This window comes from Mesorhizobium sp. WSM4823 (genome assembly GCF_055811195.1).
The window spans coordinates 39670-55178 of sequence record NZ_JBVVQL010000003.1; the positions used below are offsets into that span (position 1 = coordinate 39670).

Sequence of the window (15509 nt, forward strand, 5' to 3'; positions counted from 1 at the left end):
CTCTGAAGGGGCGCGCGCTGCTATAGCGCGCTCAATTTATGTTGGAAGAGGTTGCTATCGTGAAAGAGGTGACAGGCAAATGAAGATCCTTGTGCCCGTGAAGCGGGTTGTGGATGCGAATGTGAAGGTTCGTGTGAAAGCTGACGGTTCGGCGGTGGAACTCGCCAACGTCAAGATGGCGATGAACCCGTTCGACGAGATCGCGGTCGAAGAGGCGATCCGGCTGAAGGAGGCCGGCAAGGCCGAGGAGATCATCGTTGTCTCGATCGGCCCGCAGCAGGCGCAGGAAACCTTGCGCACCGCACTCGCCATGGGCGCCGACCGCGCCATCCTGGTCAAGACCGACGAACAGACCGAGCCGCTGGGTGTTGCCAAGGTGCTCAAGGGCGTGGTCGAGGCGGAAAAGCCCGGTCTCGTCATTCTCGGCAAGCAAGCGATCGACGACGATTCCAACCAGACCGGCCAGATGCTGGCCGCACTTCTGGGCTGGGCCCAGGGCACTTTTGCTTCCAAGGTCGTTATCGACGGCGACAAGGCCAAGGTGACGCGCGAGGTCGATGGTGGCCTGCAGACGGTGGAGCTGAAGATGCCGGCGATCGTCACCGCGGATCTTCGCCTCAACCAGCCGCGCTATGCCTCGCTGCCCAACATCATGAAAGCCAAGAAGAAGCCGCTCGACGAGAAGAGCCCCGCCGACTACGGCGCCGACGTCAAGCCGCGCCTCAAGGTCATCAAGACCGAGGAGCCGAGCGGCCGCAAGGCGGGTGTCAAGGTCAAGAGCGTCGCCGAACTGGTCGATAAGCTAAAAAACGAAGCCGGCGTTCTGTAAGGAAATCCGATGAGGCCGGCCTGCAAACGGCCGGTTTCTCCGCTTCCGGTGCTCACGTACTGAAGTACGCTCCGCTCCGGTTCTCGAAACCAACCGTTTTCGACTCGGCCTGACCGGATTTCAGGTGCCTCGAAGACGAAAGTCAGGAAACCATCAATGGCTATTCTTCTGATTGCCGAACACGACAATGCGACGCTTTCCGACCAGACCGCCAAGGCGCTGTCGGCGGCACTGCAGATCGGCTCGGACGTGCATGTGCTGGTTGCCGGCAAGGGCGCCAAGCCGGCAGCGGACGCCGCCGCCAAGCTCAAGGGCGTAAGCAAGGTACTGCTCGCCGAAGCCGACGAGCTCACCGAGCGTCTCGCCGAGCCGCTGGCCGCGCTAGTCGTCGGTATGGCCAGCGCCTATGACACGATCATCGCGCCGGCAACCTCGTCGGGCAAGAATGTTGCGCCGCGCGTGGCAGCCCTGCTCGATGTCGCGCAGGTGTCCGAGATCATCGAAGTCGTGTCATCAGACACATTCAAGCGGCCGATCTATGCCGGCAACGCCATCCAGACGGTGCAGTCGGGCGACGCCAAGAAGGTCATCACCGTGCGTACCGCCTCCTTCCAGGCCGCGCCCGAAGGTGGTTCCGCCCCGGTCGAGACGGTTCAGGCAGCTGCCAATCCCGCGCTGTCGAGCTTCGTCGAGAACAGACTTTCCGAAACCGACCGACCGGAGCTGACTTCGGCCAAGATCATCATCTCGGGCGGTCGCGCGCTGGGCTCCTCGGAGAAATTCCAGGAAGTCATCCTGCCGGTCGCCGACAAGCTCGGCGCCGCCGTCGGTGCTTCTCGCGCCGCCGTCGATGCCGGCTACGCGCCGAACGATTGGCAGGTCGGCCAGACCGGCAAGGTGGTCGCCCCCGATCTCTACATCGCCGTCGGCATCTCCGGCGCCATCCAGCACCTCGCCGGCATGAAGGATTCGAAGGTCATCGTCGCCATCAACAAGGACGAGGAAGCGCCGATCTTCCAGGTTGCCGACTACGGCCTCGTCGGCGACCTCTTCGTCATTCTGCCGGAACTGCAAAAGGCGCTTTGACGCTATCTGCCAAAGCGTATTAAATTGTGAGAGGCGGGGTAGACGAAGCTGCCCCGCCCTTTTAGTTTGCACCGCACAAAAAGCAGGCCGCAAAGCCTTTTGACGGGATCGGTGTAATGAGCAAGATCGAGACGATCGGCATCATCGGCGCGGGCCAGATGGGCGGCGGCATCGCCCACGTGTCCGCGCTTGCGGGCTACAAGGTGCTGGTCTACGACATCTCACCCGACCGCATCGAAAAAGGCATCGCCACGATCAGCGGCAACATGGCCCGCCAGGTCGGTTCCGGCAAACTCGAGGAAAAGCTGCGCAACGACGCAATGGCGCGCATTTCGGCAGCGCCCACCATGGCCGACCTTGCGGGTGCCGATCTGGTGATCGAGGCGGCGACCGAGGACGAGACGGTCAAGCGCAAGATCTACGCCCAGCTCTGCCCGCAGCTCAATCCCGAAGCCATCCTGGCGACCAACACGTCGTCGATCTCGATCACACGTCTCGCCGCGCAGACCGACAGGCCGGAGCGTTTCATCGGCATCCATTTCATGAATCCGGTTCCACTGATGAAGCTGGTCGAACTGGTGCGCGGCATCGCCACCGAGGACCAGACCTTCGAAGCGGCAAAGGCCTATGTGAACCATCTCGACAAGACGATCACCGTCTCGGAGGATTTCCCGGCCTTCATCGTCAATCGCATCCTGCTGCCGATGATCAACGAGGCGATCTATACGCTCTATGAGGGGGTCGGCTCGGTCGACGCGATCGACACCGCCATGAGGCTCGGCGCCAACCATCCGATGGGGCCGCTGCAGCTTGCCGACTTCATCGGCCTCGACACCTGCCTGTCGATCATGCAGGTGCTGCATGACGGCCTGTCGGATTCGAAATACCGCCCCTGCCCGCTGCTGGTGAAATATGTCGAGGCCGGCTGGCTCGGCCGCAAGACCGGGCGCGGCTTCTACGACTATCGCGGCGAACATCCCGTTCCGACGCGCTGAAGCGGCGTGCGCCCACTCGGACGCGCAAAGCAGGCTCCAGCTCTGGATCCGCGTATCCCGGTATCCAGATATCCAGCCATCGTGCTTACGTGAAATTGAAATCCGATTTTCAGGCTATGCGCATACCGTGCGCCTATTGTTTCACTCGCGGCCGTCGCTACCAGCGCACGAAAAGCCGCCCGCCGAGCGCGCCGAGTCCGGCGAGGATGGCAATCGCGATCGTGTACCAGGTGGCGACGAAAAGCGGCGAGTCGTCGAAGCAATGTGCGGCATAGAAGGTTGCCGCCAGCCCACCGGCGAGCAGGCCCGCCACTGTTCCCGCAAGCATTGGCCGCGTCGGCGCACCATAGCGCAGCACCGCGATGAAGACGACAAGCGGACCGATGCCGATCAGCGGAATGGAGGCCAGGCAGATAACCATGTTGCGGCCGACCAGCCGCGTGCCCCAGTCGGCCGCAGGCACGGAAAGAAGTTCCAGAACCACCGCAACGACCACCAGCAGCGGTGCCGCAATCATCCAGGCCGCCGCCCTGCTTGTCGATGCACCGGGTGTGGACAGGGCGCGGATCAAGGCGAAGGCGCTGACGGCCAGAGCCGTGGTGAAGACGAACTTGGCGAGGAAGCGCATCGTATGCATGGCGGTCGCGATGTCGGTGCGTGGGCCGATCGTTAGCCAGAAAACCACCGCCGCGATCACGGTAGCCGCACCGGCAGCCATCCACCAGGCCGAGCCCAGCGGCATCGCGGTGCTGCGGGCATCGGCGTCGAGCGCTTTGATGAGATCGTCGGTCCTCATGTCATTTCCGCCTGAACTGTTTGGCCCGCTCGAATTGTTTGGCCCCGAACCGTTTGGCGATGGCGGCAAGCCCGCGATGCAGCGACACGCGCACCGCCGTCTCGCTGATGCCGAACTTCGCTGCCGTCTCGCCGATGGAACGGCCTTCGACCGACACCGACGAGACCACGGAACGCTGTGCCGGCGGCAGCCCGTCCAGGGCCCGATTAATGTCGCGCTCGCTGACCGTCTCGGTCTCCGGCTCGGCGAAGGTTTCGGCGATGTCGTCGATCTCGATCTCGATGCGCCGGCCGCGCCGCCTGAAGGCGTCGATCAGCTTGAAGCGCGCTATGGCGTAGACCCAGGGCAGCACAGCCAGATCCTGGCGCCAGGTATGCCGTTTCACATGAATGGCCAGCAATGTTTCCTGCACGACGTCCTCGGGATCGATCCCGCCCTGAACGATCTTGCGTCTGATAAACCCTCGAACCAGAGCGGCCGTCCGGCGCAGAAAGTCGGCGTAAGCCCTTTCATCCCCCGCGATCGCGGCCCGCATCAGCCGGGAAAGCTCGGCCTCGTCCTTGCCGGTCACAAGAGTTCACTCCCCGATATTCGCGCCTCCGCGCCGATCTGTTACGTGGCCGGCGAAATAATGTCCAAGCCAAACTAGGGAATATCACGAAGGTTTCACCTCCGGCCGCCCGATTACGCAGCTCATCAATGTTGACTACCCCGATCAGGAATTGATAGGTGCAGCCGTGCTAAATCAACGACCATCACGATCGAGAGGGATGACGCCCATGAAATATGCTCTTTCCGCCCTTGCCGGTGCCACAGCACTTGCAATCAGCCTGATCGCCGGCCCGGCGATGGCCCAGGACGGCGGCATCGTCGTCTACAATGCCCAGCATGAGAGCCTGACCGATGCCTGGGTGGAAGGTTTCACCAAGGAAACCGGCATCAAGGTCACCGTTCGCCACGGCGGCGACAGCGATTTCTCCAACCAGATCGTCGCCGAAGGCGCCGCCTCGCCGGCCGACGTGTTCCTGACCGAGAATTCGCCGGCTATGGCCCTGGTCGAGGCATCAGGCCTGTTCGCGCCGGTCGATGCCGACACGCTGGCGCAGATTCCGCCGGAGTATCAGCCGGCCAGCGGCAAGTGGGTGGGCATCGCTGCGCGCAGCACCGTCTTTGTTTATGACAAAACCAAGCTGAGCGCCGAGCAGTTGCCTAAGTCGCTGCTTGATCTCGCCGATCCGAGCTGGAAGGGACGCTGGGCCGCTTCGCCTTCCGGCGCCGATTTCCAGGCGATCGTCAGCGCGCTTGTGCAGCTCAAGGGTGAGGCCGCAGCAGCCGACTGGCTGAAGGCGATGAAGGAGAACTTCACCGCCTATAAAGGCAACAGCACGGTGATGAAGGCGGTCAATGCCGGCGAGATAGAAGGCGGCGTGATCTATCACTATTACTACTACGGCGACCAGGCCAAGACCGGCGAGAACAGCAAGAACATCGGGCTCCACTATTTCAAGAACCAGGATCCGGGCGCGTTCGTCTCGGTTTCCGGCGGTGGCGTGCTGGCCTCCAGCAAGCACCCGAAAGAAGCTCAGGCCTTCCTGAAATGGGTGACCGGCAAGGGTGGCCAGGAGGTGCTCAAGACCGGCAACTCCTTCGAATACGCGGTCGGCAAGGGCGCGGAGTCAAATCCGGCGCTGGTGCCGCTGGCCGAACTGCAGGCCCCGAAGGTCGATGCGACGACGCTGAACTCCAAGAAGGTGACCGATCTGATGACGGCAGCCGGCTTGCTTTAGTCGGCGTTCGTCCTAAAAGGGCAACCGACTGCGCTCCTGCGGGGAATTCGCTTTCCGCAGGAGCGCTCTGTTTTTCGAGATGGCATTCGTCCATGACGACAGACTGCGTTTTTAGCCGCGTTTGCGGCCCTTCGATCGTTTCCGCCACCGGGCGGCGACGGCGTGGCACCTGAGCTGATGCAGTCTGCGGCCGATCTTGCACGTTCAGGCTTGCCGACCGGTGTGGTGGCTGGGCACTGGACACGCCGGCGGCCCATATCCTGGATTGCGCTCGCCGCTATCCTGGTCTCACTTTTCTCCCTGCTGCCGCTCGCCTTCATCATCTGGATTGCCGTGCAAACCGGCTGGGAAACCGTATCGGCACTTGTCTTCCGGCCACGCGTCGGCGAACTCTTGGTCAACACCCTGCTTTTGGTGGCGCTGGCCGTGCCGATCTGCATCGTGCTGTCGGTGGCGCTGGCCTGGCTGACCGAACGCAGCGATCTTCCCGGTGCCCGCCTGTGGGCCTGGCTGTCGGTGGCGCCGCTCGCCATCCCCGCCTTCGTGCACTCCTATGCCTGGACCACCCTGGTGCCGGGACTGCATGGCCTGTGGGCCGGCGTTCTGGTTTCCGTCGTCGCGTATTTTCCGTTCCTCTATCTGCCGGTGGCGGCAGCTTTGCGCCGTCTCGATCCTGCTCTCGAAGATGCCGCGGCAGCCGTCGGCCTCGGGCCTTGGCGCGTGTTCAGGCGGGTGGTCCTGCCACAGCTCAGGCTCGCCATCTGCGGCGGTTCTCTGCTGGTCGGCCTGCATCTCCTGTACGAGTACGGCCTCTATGTGTTCATCCGCTTCGACACCTTCACCACGGCGATCGTCGACCAGTTCCAGTCGACCTTCAACGGTCCCGCCGCCAACATGCTGGCTGCGGTGCTGGTGACATGCTGCTTCGTGCTGCTCGGCATCGAAGTGCTCGTCCGCGGCGAGGAACGCTATGCCCGCGTCGGCTCGGGCGCCGCGCGCCAGCAGCAGCGCACAAGGCTCGGGCGCGCCACGATCCCGTGCTTGGCCCTGCCGGTCGTTACCGCGCTGCTGGCGCTTGGCGTGCCGTTCGTCACCATCGGCCGCTGGCTTGTGGCCGGCGGTGCCGATGTCTGGCGCCTCGACGAGATCGGCCTGGCGCTCGGCCAGACGCTGTTCCTGGCACTCGCCGGCGCCCTGCTCGCCACGATCGCCGCCATGCCGATGGCCTGGATCTCGATCCGCGCGCCGGGGCCGCTGCAGCGCCTTCTGGAGGGCTGCAATTACATCGTCGGCTCGCTGCCCGGCGTCGTCGTGGCGCTGGCGCTGGTCACCATCACCGTGCGCATCGCCCTGCCGCTCTACCAGACCTTGTTCACGATCCTGATTGCCTATGCGCTGATGTTCCTGCCGCGCGCCCTGATCAGCCTCAGGGCGTCGATCGCGCAGGCGCCGGTCGAACTCGAACGCGCCGCCGCCAGCCTCGGCCGATCACCGCTCAAGGCGCTGTGGTCGACGACGATCCGCCTGTCGGCGCCGGGTGCCGCGGCTGGCATGGCGCTGGTGGCGCTCGGCATCATGAACGAATTGACCGCCACGCAGATGCTGGCGCCCAACGGCACACGCACGCTGGCGATGGCGTTCTGGGCCCACAGCGGCGAGATCGACTATGCATCGGCGGCACCTTACGCCCTCATTATGGTGGCGATGTCGCTGCCCCTGACCTGGCTGCTCTATGTCCAGTCGAAGCGGATGGCCGGACGATGAGCTTCCTCGAACTCACCGATGTGCACAAGCACTACGGCCCCGTAGCCGCACTGGCCGGCGTCGATCTCAGCGTGGCCAGTGGCAGCCGCACCGCGATCGTCGGGCCATCCGGCTGCGGCAAAACAACCTTGCTGCGGCTGATCGCCGGCTTCGAGCCGCCGGACCAGGGCCGCATCGTGCTCGACGGCGAGGTGCTGGCCAATGGCGGCGCCGCCGTGCCGGCATATCGGCGCGGCATCGGCGTGGTGGCACAGGACGGCGCGCTGTTCCCGCATCTGAGCATCGCCGCCAATATCGGTTTCGGCATGGGACGCCACGAGGACAAGCGCACCGAGCGCATCGTCGAGCTCGCCTATATCGTCGGGCTTGACAAGGCGATCCTGAAACGGCGGCCGCACGAGCTCTCCGGCGGCCAGCAGCAGCGCGTGGCGCTGGCGCGCGCCATGGCCATGAAGCCGCGGCTGATGCTGCTCGACGAGCCGTTCTCGGCGCTCGACACGGGTCTGCGCGCCTCGATGCGCAAGGCGGTGGCCGAACTTCTGGAGGCCGCCGGCATCACCACGATCCTGGTCACGCACGACCAGGCCGAGGCGCTGTCCTTCGCCAGCCAGGTCGCGGTGATGCGCGATGGCAAGTTCTCGCAGGTCGGCACGCCGCGCGAACTCTATCTCAAGCCGAAGGACAGGATGATCGCCGAATTCCTCGGCGACGCCATCATCCTGCCGGCAAAGATATCAGGCGGCTTCGCCAGCTCGCCGCTCGGCCGCATCGCCGTAGACACCACCGAGCAGCGCGACATCGTCCGCATCATGCTGCGGCCGGAACAGGTGCTGTTGAAACGAACGTCGCGCGAAGGCATGTCGGGCACGCCGGACATGCTGTTTGGCGAGGTGACCGAGTCCGAATTCGCCGGCTCGATGTGCACCATCGCGGTGCGGCTCTTGAACAGCCCCGATCCGCCGGACGCCGCCGCAATCGGCAACACACCGTTGATCCTGCGCAAGCCAGGCATGGACACGCCTGCCGTCGGCGAGATCGTCCGACTGACTGTTTCCGGCAAGGCGCATGTGTTTGCCTGAAACGCCTGGCGGAACGCCCCAGCGCTATCCGGCAGCAAACTTCGACGGTTCTGGCGGAAACAGCGGCGGCATCGTCCCACCCTGCTTGCGGAGCGGGCGGCGACGAGCTTGCAGGCGATTACATTCAATGTGCGGGGACTGGCACGGAGGCCTTGAAGACATCGAGGCGGTTTCCGGTCCCCGAGGCGAAGAAGTGCATCTCTTCGGGCGAAAACATGAGCCCGACCGCCGTGCCGGGTGCCGGATGGACGGGCTCCGATGTCACCGCGCAAAAGGATGCACCGTCGAGATCCACATAGACCACCCTGCCGGCGCCCAGCTCTTCGACGAGGTCGACCGTAGCCTTGAGCGCGCCCGGCGTGCCGGGCGCAACGAGACGCACGGCTTCCGGCCGGATGCCGGCAGCGAGCTGCGTCCCCACCGGCAGGCCGACCCGCGGAATGGCGAGGCGCCGGCTACCGCCGAGCAACGCCAGGCCATCGAGCTCGACGGTGCCTTCCAGAATATTCATCGCCGGCGCGCCGACGAAACTCGCCACGAAACGGCTGGCCGGGCGCTTGTAGACCTCGCTAGGTGTGCCGACCTGCTCGACGAGGCCGCCATTCATCACCACCAGCCGGTCGGCAAGCGTCATCGCTTCGACCTGGTCATGCGTGACGAACACCGATGTCGCGTTCAGCCGGCGGTGCAGCTTGCGAATTTCCGAGCGCATCTGGACGCGTAGTTTGGCGTCGAGATTCGAGAGCGGCTCGTCGAACAGAAAGACCTTCGGTTCGCGGATCATGGCGCGTCCCATGGCGACGCGCTGGCGCTGGCCACCCGAAAGGGCTGCCGGCTTGCGGTCGAGCAACGGTTCGAGTTCCAGCATACGGGCGACCGCGCGGATGCGCTCTGTACGTTCGGCGCTGGCGACACCCGCCACTTTCAGCGAGTAGCCGATGTTCTGGGCGACGCTCATATGAGGGTAGAGCGCATAGTTCTGGAACACCATGGCGCAGCCGCGCTCGCGCGGCTCCAGCCGGTTGACCACGGTGCCGTCGATGGCGATCTCACCGCCGGAAATCTCTTCCAGCCCGGCGATCATCCTGAGCAGTGTCGACTTGCCGCAGCCGGACGGCCCGAGAATGACGACGAATTCGCCGGACGCGATGTCGAGATCGACGCCGTGCACGACCTGCGATTTGCCGTAGCTCTTCCTGGCGTCGCGAATGGTGATGGCGGCCATCATCTGTCTCCTTGTCGGATCACTTTTCGGTGGCGATCAGGCCGCGCACGAAATAACGCTGCATCGCCACGACGACGATCAGCGGCGGCAGCATGACGATGAGCGTGCCCGCCATGGCGATGTTCCATTCGGGGATGCCGCCAATATTGGGAATGAGCTGCTTGAGCTCGGTGACGGCCGTCGCATGCGACTGGTCGGTGGTGACCAGCAACGGCCATAGATACTGGTTCCACGCCCACAGGAACATGATCGTCCCGAGGGCCGCCATATTGGTGCGCGACAGCGGCAAAAGGATATCGATGAAGAAGCGCAGCGCGCCGGCGCCATCCATGCGCGCCGCCTCGGCCAGCTCATCCGGTACGGTGAGAAAGAACTGCCGGTAGAGGAAGGTGCCGGTAGCGGTCGCGATCAGCGGCAGGATGAGCCCGGTATAGGAGTTGAGCAGCCCGAAGCTCAACGAAACCTGGACACCAGAGACTTTCTCGATGAGCCAGCTTACGCCGGTGACGTCGAGGATCGCCTGATAGGGCGACAGCACATTGGCCGCGACTGCATAGGTCGGCACGATGCGCACTTCCAGCGGCAGCATCAGCGTGATGAAGATCAGCCAGAAGATGAAGGTGCGGCCGGGGTAACGGAAATAGACGATCGAGAAGGCGGTCAGCGCCGAAATGATCACCTTGCCCGCCGCGACGCCGGCGGCAAAGATGAAGCTGTTGAGCAGCTTGGGGCCGAGATTGGCCGTCGTCCATGCCGTCTTGATGTTGGCCCAGAAATCGCTGCCCGGCAGCAACGGCATCGGCACGTCGTTGACGTCCTTCAAATTGTGCGACGAGGCGATCACGACAATCACGAAAGGCGCGATTGCCAGCACGAAGCCGATGAACAGGACGAGATGCGTGACGAAATTCAGGATCGGGGTGCGCTCTACCATATCAGCCTCACCGGTAGTGCACGCGCTGCTCGATGAAGCGGAACTGGAAGATGGTGAGCACGATGATGAGCAGCATCAGGATGATGCTCTGCGCCGCGGCGCCGGAATAATCGAGGCCTCTAAAACCGTCGGAATAGATCTTGTAGACCATCAGATTGGTCGCGTTCGCCGGCCCGCCTGATGTCATGATGTCGACGATGCCGAAGGAATCTTGAAAACTCTCGGTGATGTTGATGACAAGCAGGAAGAAAATCGTCGGCGTGATCAGCGGGAACTGGATGTCGAAAAAGCGCCTGACGACGCCGGCGCCATCCATGGCCGAGGCCTCGATCAGCGAGCGCGGGATGGACTGGAATGCGGCGAGGAAGAAGATGAAGTTGTAGCCGATGTACTTCCAGGAGAAGGCGGCGATGATGGAGGCCATCGCGTCGACGCCGTCGAGGCCGGGATCCCAGAACCCCGGCCACGCCTGGTTGACGACGGCCATGAATCCGGCTTCGGGCGCCAGGATGAAACGAAAGGCGAGCGCCAGCGCCGGTGCCGCAATCCCATAGGGCCAGATCAGCACGACGCGGTAGAAGCGCGAGCCGGTCAGCTGCCGGTCGGTCAGCGCGGCGAGCACCAGTGCCACGAACATCGCCAGCCCGGTGCTGATCGCGGCAAAGATGAGGCTGGCGCTGATCGAGTTCCAGTAATCCGCGCTGGACAGGATCGCGTGGAAATTGTCGAGCCCGACCCAGATATTGCCGCCGCCCCAGGGCTGTTGCAGCGTCAGCGACCAATAGATTGCCTGGCCGGCCGGCCAGTAGAAGAATGTGAAGATCAGCAGGAGCTGCGGTACCGCAAACAGGATACCGACCGTCCATCTGCTGAAGGTAACGCGTTTTTCCATCGATCCGCCGACGCCCTTGCACGGCTATTGTCTGGATATGAAACGGCCACCCGCCGTTGCGGGCGGGCGGCCTTTGTTAAGCCTGGTGATCAGGGAAGCGTCTTGTTCGGGTAGGTCTGCTGGAAGCGGTCGAGGATGGCGTCGCCATTCTTGACCAGCGTGTCGATGCCTTCCTGGACACTGACCTTGTTGGCGAAGATCGCCTGCATCTGCGTGCCGAACTCGGCACGGACCTGGGTGAAATTGCCGAGCCGGATGCCGCGGGTGATGTCGGTCGGCTCCGACGCGGTGAGGCTGGCAATCGCCGTTTCACGGCCCTTGTAAGGCGCCTTATCGTAGAAGCCGTTCGCCTTCATGTAGTCGAAGCCCGACTTCGTCACCGGGATGTAGCCGGTGTTGGTCGACCAGAACAGAGCGGTCTTGGGATCGTGGATGAAGTTGAGGAACGCGGCTGCGCCCTTGTATTCCGCATCCGACTTGCCGGAGAGGACCCAGAGCGAGGCACCGCCGACAAGCGAATTCTTTCGCTCGGTGCCGGCATAGGTCGGCAGCTCGGCGACATCCCAGTTCATGCCTTCCTTCTGCGTCTTGCCGACCGTGCCGTGGTCGCCGACCGAGGACAGGACGACCTGGCAGGTGCCGGAGGCAAAGGCCTGGACCATGTCCTGGCCGAGATCCTTGGATTTGATCTTGATGAGGCCCTCGTCATACCACTTCTTGAGGTCGCCGACATATTGGACGAACTTGGTCTTGTTGACTTCGAGGCGGCCATCGAGCCCGTCATAGCCGTTATTCTTCGTCGCAATGGGCTGGTTGTGGATGGCGGAGAACTGCTCCATCAACTGCCAGCTCTCGTTGGCGGAAATGTTGATCGCCATCGGGCAATCATAGCCGGCATCCTTCATCGCCTTGAGGTCGGCGCCGACATCTTCCCAGGTCTTGGGAGCCTCGGTCTTGCCGATCTTGGCGAAGGCATCCTTGTTCCAGTACATCAGCGCGGTCGAGGAGTTGAACGGGAACGACAGCATCTCGTTCTTCGAGGTCGCGTAATAGCGCGCGATGCCGGGGAAATAGTCGCTGTAGTCGATCTTGTAGCCGTTCTCTTCCATCAATTTGTCGGCAGGCTTGTAGGCGCCGGACAGCATCATGGTGGCGGTGCCGACGTCATAGACCTGGACGATGGCAGGCTGCTTGCCGGCACGGAACGCTGCGATCGTGTTCTGCAGCGTGGCGTCGTAATTGCCCTGGCTGGTGCAGACGACTTCATAATCAGGCTGCGCCTCGTTGAAGTTCTTGCACAAGGTCTGGACGACGCGTTCGAGATCGCCAGAAAGGCCGAACCAGAAATCGAACTTGACCGGCGCAGCGACGGCGGGCAGCGCCAATGAAACGGTGATTGTGCCGGCGGCAAGAGCCGCCAAGCCGTTTTTGATCATCGACATGAATCTCATTCCCTGTTGAGTGGCGTGACAAGGGGCCTGCGCAAGTCCTCGCCTGCTCTCTTAGAGAAGGTGTGTGACAGTTCTGCTGTCGCTTTCAGCGCCTGTGAAAAAGCCGGCCGCTGTTTGTTTCCATACAGCGGCCGCTCTCGGATGGGTTGCGCAGCCGCCTCCTCGGCTGAGCACTGCAGACCGAAATCCGTTGCGATTGCCGTGCGCGTAAGGGCCTAGTCCGACTTGCCGAGTGCCGTCTCTACCAGCCGCTTGGCGTCGGGGCTCGACCATTCGGCCGGGCCGTTCATATGGGCGATCAGGCAGCCTTCGCCGTCGATCAGCATGGTCACCGGCAGGCCTAGCGCCAGGCCGCGCGTCTTGAGATCGTTGAACAGCGCCATCGTCGAATCGCGGTAGTAGCCGAGCGCCTTGACGCCGGTTTCCTCGATGAACTTTTTCGGCTTGGTGTCGTCGCCGGCATCGACATTGACCGCGACGACCTCGAAGGCGCCGCTGCCCATTTCCTTCTGCAGCGCGTCGAGCGCCGGCATTTCGGCGCGGCAGGGCGCGCACCATGTCGCCCATAGATTGAGCAGCACCGTCTTGCCGGCATGGTCGGCGAGCGTCATCGGCTTGCCGCCAGGATCGTTGAAGGCGAGGCTTTTCAGCGATTGCGGCGGATCCGCCGGCAAAAGTGCTGCAACCTGGCCGGTAGCAGCCGCCGCGACCGTCTTGGCGCGATCGGCCTTGGCAGTGCAGGCGACATCGTCCTTGCTGTCGCCAACGGCAACTTGAGCGGGCGAGTTGTTGCCAGAACCGCTCTCGCTGACATATACCGCGACCGCGCCGGCAAGCACGCCCGCCACCAAAGCGGCGAGGATGAGGCGCGGGGCCGTGAAAAATTTATTGCCGTCTGCCATTTTTAAAAACTGCTCCGGAGCACGGGTTATAGCGATGAGCGACAAGAAGGCCAGCAACCAGATGTGGGGCGGACGTTTTGCCTCGGGTCCGGCCGCGATCATGGAAGCGATCAACGCGTCGATCTCGTTCGACCGCAAACTCTATGCGCAAGATATCAGAGGCTCGATCGCCCATAGCGAGATGCTGGCGCAAACGGGCATTATTTCGGCGGCCGATCAAGAAAAAATCGCTCACGGACTGAACACGATCCTGGCAGAGATCGAAGCCGGCAAGTTCGAGTTCTCGACCAGGCTGGAAGACATCCACATGAATGTCGAGGCTCGCCTTGCCGAGCTGATCGGCGCGGCCGCCGGCCGCCTGCACACCGCCCGTTCGCGCAACGACCAGGTTGCGGTCGACCTCAGGCTATGGGTCAAGGACGAGTGCTTTCGCGTCGCCGAGGCGCTGAAGGGCCTGATCACGGCATTCCTGGAGCGGGCCGAGGAGCATGCGGCAACGGTGATGCCGGGTTTTACCCATATGCAGGCGGCGCAGCCGGTGACCTTCGGCCACCACTGCATGGCCTATGTCGAGATGTTTTCGCGCGATTTATCGCGTGTTCGCGACGCCATAGAGCGGATGGACGAAAGCCCGCTCGGTGCTGCCGCCCTTGCCGGCACCAGCTTTCGGATCGACCGGCACCAAACGGCCAAGGCGCTCGGCTTCCGCGAGCCGATGCGCAACTCGCTGGACAGCGTTTCGGACCGCGATTTCGCGCTGGAGTTTTTGGGACTGGCGGCGATCTGCGCGACGCATCTGTCGCGGCTGGCTGAAGAGATCATCATCTGGTCGACGCCGCAATTCGGTTTCGTCAGGCTGTCGGATGGTTTCTCCACCGGCTCCTCGATCATGCCGCAGAAGAAGAACCCCGATGCCGCCGAGCTGGTGCGCGGCAAGACCGGCCGGGTTACCGGCCATCTGGTCGGCCTGCTGACGGTGATGAAGGGCATGCCACTGACCTACGGCAAGGACATGCAGGAGGATAAAGAATCCGTCTTCGACGCCGCCGAGACGCTCGACCTGATGCTGGCGGCGATGACCGGCATGGTGCGCGATATGACGGTGAACGCCGCCGCCATGAAGAAGGCCGCCGGGGCAGGCTATTCGACCGCGACCGATCTCGCCGACTGGCTGGTGCGCACGCTCGGCCTGCCGTTCCGCGAGGCCCATCATGTCACCGGCCGCGCCGTGGCGCTGGCCGAAGAGAAGAAGATCGGGCTCGACAGGCTGCCGCTTGAAGACTTGCAATCCATTCACCCCGGCATCACGACGGACGTGTTCTCGGTGCTTGCCGTGCAGAATTCGGTGAAGAGCCGCACGAGCTTCGGCGGCACCGCGCCGTCGGAGGTGCGCAAGCAGATACGCTATTGGAAAAAGCGGCTCGCCAAAGCTTGAGCCAGGGTGCAATGCGCTGAAAACTCGGCTAAAAGCGGCAGCACGCAAAAGTTTCGGACGGATGGATCGATGACCGCAAGCAGGATTTTGGTGACGCTGACGCTGCTGGCGGCCGTGGCGGCTGTAACGGCCTGCGGCAGGAAGTCCGGTCTCGACACGCCCTATGAGGCGGCCGTGCAGGCACGCAAGGACGCACAAAAGGCCAATCAGCCCGTGCCGCCGGAGCCGGAAAAACCGGTCGAGGACAAGAAGTTCATCCTCGACCCGCTGCTCTAGCGTGATCCCGAACCGAAGGTCAGCGAAGCAAAAAGTTGCAGACTTTTCGGACAAGATC

Annotated in this window: 15 protein-coding genes; 8 read left to right on the forward strand and 7 right to left on the reverse strand. The window is 63.2% G+C overall.

Annotated elements, in window-relative coordinates; genetic code table 11:
- Positions 1-79 precede the first annotated feature (79 nt).
- From AC0L26_RS08815 to AC0L26_RS08825, 3 genes are all read left to right on the forward strand, one after another.
- Complete coding sequence (locus tag AC0L26_RS08815; protein ID WP_126104763.1) at positions 80-829, forward strand: electron transfer flavoprotein subunit beta/FixA family protein; 750 nt, start codon at positions 80-82, stop codon at positions 827-829.
- 156 nt (positions 830-985) lie between these two features.
- Positions 986-1915: an electron transfer flavoprotein subunit alpha/FixB family protein gene (locus AC0L26_RS08820; protein ID WP_473632191.1), complete on the forward strand. Its 930-nt coding sequence runs from the start codon at positions 986-988 to the stop codon at positions 1913-1915.
- A 116-nt stretch (positions 1916-2031) separates the two neighbouring features.
- Positions 2032-2910 carry a 3-hydroxybutyryl-CoA dehydrogenase gene (locus AC0L26_RS08825; protein ID WP_095485986.1) on the forward strand — a complete coding sequence of 293 codons (879 nt, stop codon included), beginning with the start codon at positions 2032-2034 and terminating at the stop codon, positions 2908-2910.
- A gap of 157 nt (positions 2911-3067) precedes the next feature.
- Here the strand turns inward: AC0L26_RS08825 and AC0L26_RS08830 are convergent, their stop codons facing one another.
- Both AC0L26_RS08830 and AC0L26_RS08835 read right to left on the reverse strand, forming a co-directional pair.
- Positions 3068-3706: an NrsF family protein gene (locus tag AC0L26_RS08830; RefSeq protein WP_473632192.1), complete on the reverse strand. Its 639-nt coding sequence runs from the start codon at positions 3704-3706 to the stop codon at positions 3068-3070.
- A 1-nt stretch (position 3707) separates the two neighbouring features.
- Positions 3708-4277: a sigma-70 family RNA polymerase sigma factor gene (locus AC0L26_RS08835; RefSeq protein WP_473632193.1), complete on the reverse strand. Its 570-nt coding sequence runs from the start codon at positions 4275-4277 to the stop codon at positions 3708-3710.
- A 208-nt stretch (positions 4278-4485) separates the two neighbouring features.
- Between AC0L26_RS08835 and AC0L26_RS08840 the strand changes: the two genes are divergently transcribed.
- The 3 genes from AC0L26_RS08840 (at position 4486) to AC0L26_RS08850 (ending at position 8336) form a co-directional block, all read left to right on the forward strand.
- The gene (locus AC0L26_RS08840; RefSeq protein WP_473632194.1) at positions 4486-5493 is read left to right on the forward strand and encodes an iron ABC transporter substrate-binding protein; all 1008 of its coding nucleotides are present in this window, start codon (positions 4486-4488) and stop codon (positions 5491-5493) included.
- A gap of 177 nt (positions 5494-5670) precedes the next feature.
- Entirely contained in the window at positions 5671-7257 is a 1587-nt protein-coding gene (locus AC0L26_RS08845) for an ABC transporter permease (protein ID WP_473632695.1), read from the forward strand.
- Entirely contained in the window at positions 7254-8336 is a 1083-nt protein-coding gene (locus tag AC0L26_RS08850; RefSeq protein ID WP_473632195.1) for an ABC transporter ATP-binding protein, read from the forward strand. The genes AC0L26_RS08845 and AC0L26_RS08850 overlap by 4 nt, the downstream gene beginning before the upstream one ends.
- Before the next feature lie 124 nt (positions 8337-8460).
- Here the strand turns inward: AC0L26_RS08850 and ugpC are convergent, their stop codons facing one another.
- From ugpC to tlpA, 5 genes are all read right to left on the reverse strand, one after another.
- On the reverse strand, positions 8461-9561 hold the full coding sequence (gene ugpC, locus AC0L26_RS08855) for a sn-glycerol-3-phosphate ABC transporter ATP-binding protein UgpC (protein ID WP_473632196.1): 1101 nt from the start codon (positions 9559-9561) through the stop codon (positions 8461-8463).
- 19 nt (positions 9562-9580) lie between these two features.
- Positions 9581-10495: an ABC transporter permease subunit gene (locus tag AC0L26_RS08860; RefSeq protein ID WP_473632197.1), complete on the reverse strand. Its 915-nt coding sequence runs from the start codon at positions 10493-10495 to the stop codon at positions 9581-9583.
- A gap of 7 nt (positions 10496-10502) precedes the next feature.
- Entirely contained in the window at positions 10503-11387 is an 885-nt protein-coding gene (locus tag AC0L26_RS08865; protein ID WP_473632198.1) for a carbohydrate ABC transporter permease, read from the reverse strand.
- Between the two features lie 89 nt (positions 11388-11476).
- A complete protein-coding gene (locus AC0L26_RS08870; RefSeq protein ID WP_473632199.1) occupies positions 11477-12829 on the reverse strand; it encodes an extracellular solute-binding protein in 1353 nt (450 codons plus the stop codon).
- Positions 12830-13053: 224 nt separating this feature from the next.
- Positions 13054-13740 carry a thiol:disulfide interchange protein TlpA gene (gene tlpA, locus AC0L26_RS08875; RefSeq protein ID WP_473632200.1) on the reverse strand — a complete coding sequence of 229 codons (687 nt, stop codon included), beginning with the start codon at positions 13738-13740 and terminating at the stop codon, positions 13054-13056.
- Positions 13741-13774: 34 nt separating this feature from the next.
- Here tlpA and argH point away from each other — a divergent pair, with 34 nt between their 5' ends.
- On the forward strand, positions 13775-15175 hold the full coding sequence (gene argH / locus AC0L26_RS08880) for an argininosuccinate lyase (protein ID WP_473632201.1): 1401 nt from the start codon (positions 13775-13777) through the stop codon (positions 15173-15175).
- Between the two features lie 69 nt (positions 15176-15244).
- On the forward strand, positions 15245-15451 hold the full coding sequence (locus tag AC0L26_RS08885) for a lipoprotein (RefSeq protein ID WP_352937452.1): 207 nt from the start codon (positions 15245-15247) through the stop codon (positions 15449-15451).
- The last annotated feature ends 58 nt before the right edge of the window (positions 15452-15509 follow it).

What these genes read in the sequence shown, in the direction of transcription:
- AC0L26_RS08815 (WP_126104763.1), top strand. Translation starts at nt 80, where the DNA reads ATGAAGATCCTTGTGCCCGTGAAGCGGGTTGTGGATGCGAATGTGAAG.
- AC0L26_RS08820 (WP_473632191.1), top strand. Translation starts at nt 986, where the DNA reads ATGGCTATTCTTCTGATTGCCGAACACGACAATGCGACGCTTTCCGAC.
- AC0L26_RS08825 (WP_095485986.1), top strand. Translation starts at nt 2,032, where the DNA reads ATGAGCAAGATCGAGACGATCGGCATCATCGGCGCGGGCCAGATGGGC.
- AC0L26_RS08830 (WP_473632192.1), bottom strand. Translation starts at nt 3,706, where the DNA reads ATGAGGACCGACGATCTCATCAAAGCGCTCGACGCCGATGCCCGCAGC.
- AC0L26_RS08840 (WP_473632194.1), top strand. Translation starts at nt 4,486, where the DNA reads ATGAAATATGCTCTTTCCGCCCTTGCCGGTGCCACAGCACTTGCAATC.
- AC0L26_RS08845 (WP_473632695.1), top strand. Translation starts at nt 5,671, where the DNA reads ATGCAGTCTGCGGCCGATCTTGCACGTTCAGGCTTGCCGACCGGTGTG.
- AC0L26_RS08850 (WP_473632195.1), top strand. Translation starts at nt 7,254, where the DNA reads ATGAGCTTCCTCGAACTCACCGATGTGCACAAGCACTACGGCCCCGTA.
- ugpC (WP_473632196.1), bottom strand. Translation starts at nt 9,561, where the DNA reads ATGGCCGCCATCACCATTCGCGACGCCAGGAAGAGCTACGGCAAATCG.
- AC0L26_RS08860 (WP_473632197.1), bottom strand. Translation starts at nt 10,495, where the DNA reads ATGGTAGAGCGCACCCCGATCCTGAATTTCGTCACGCATCTCGTCCTG.
- AC0L26_RS08865 (WP_473632198.1), bottom strand. Translation starts at nt 11,387, where the DNA reads ATGGAAAAACGCGTTACCTTCAGCAGATGGACGGTCGGTATCCTGTTT.
- AC0L26_RS08870 (WP_473632199.1), bottom strand. Translation starts at nt 12,829, where the DNA reads ATGTCGATGATCAAAAACGGCTTGGCGGCTCTTGCCGCCGGCACAATC.
- tlpA (WP_473632200.1), bottom strand. Translation starts at nt 13,740, where the DNA reads ATGGCAGACGGCAATAAATTTTTCACGGCCCCGCGCCTCATCCTCGCC.
- argH (WP_473632201.1), top strand. Translation starts at nt 13,775, where the DNA reads ATGAGCGACAAGAAGGCCAGCAACCAGATGTGGGGCGGACGTTTTGCC.
- AC0L26_RS08885 (WP_352937452.1), top strand. Translation starts at nt 15,245, where the DNA reads ATGACCGCAAGCAGGATTTTGGTGACGCTGACGCTGCTGGCGGCCGTG.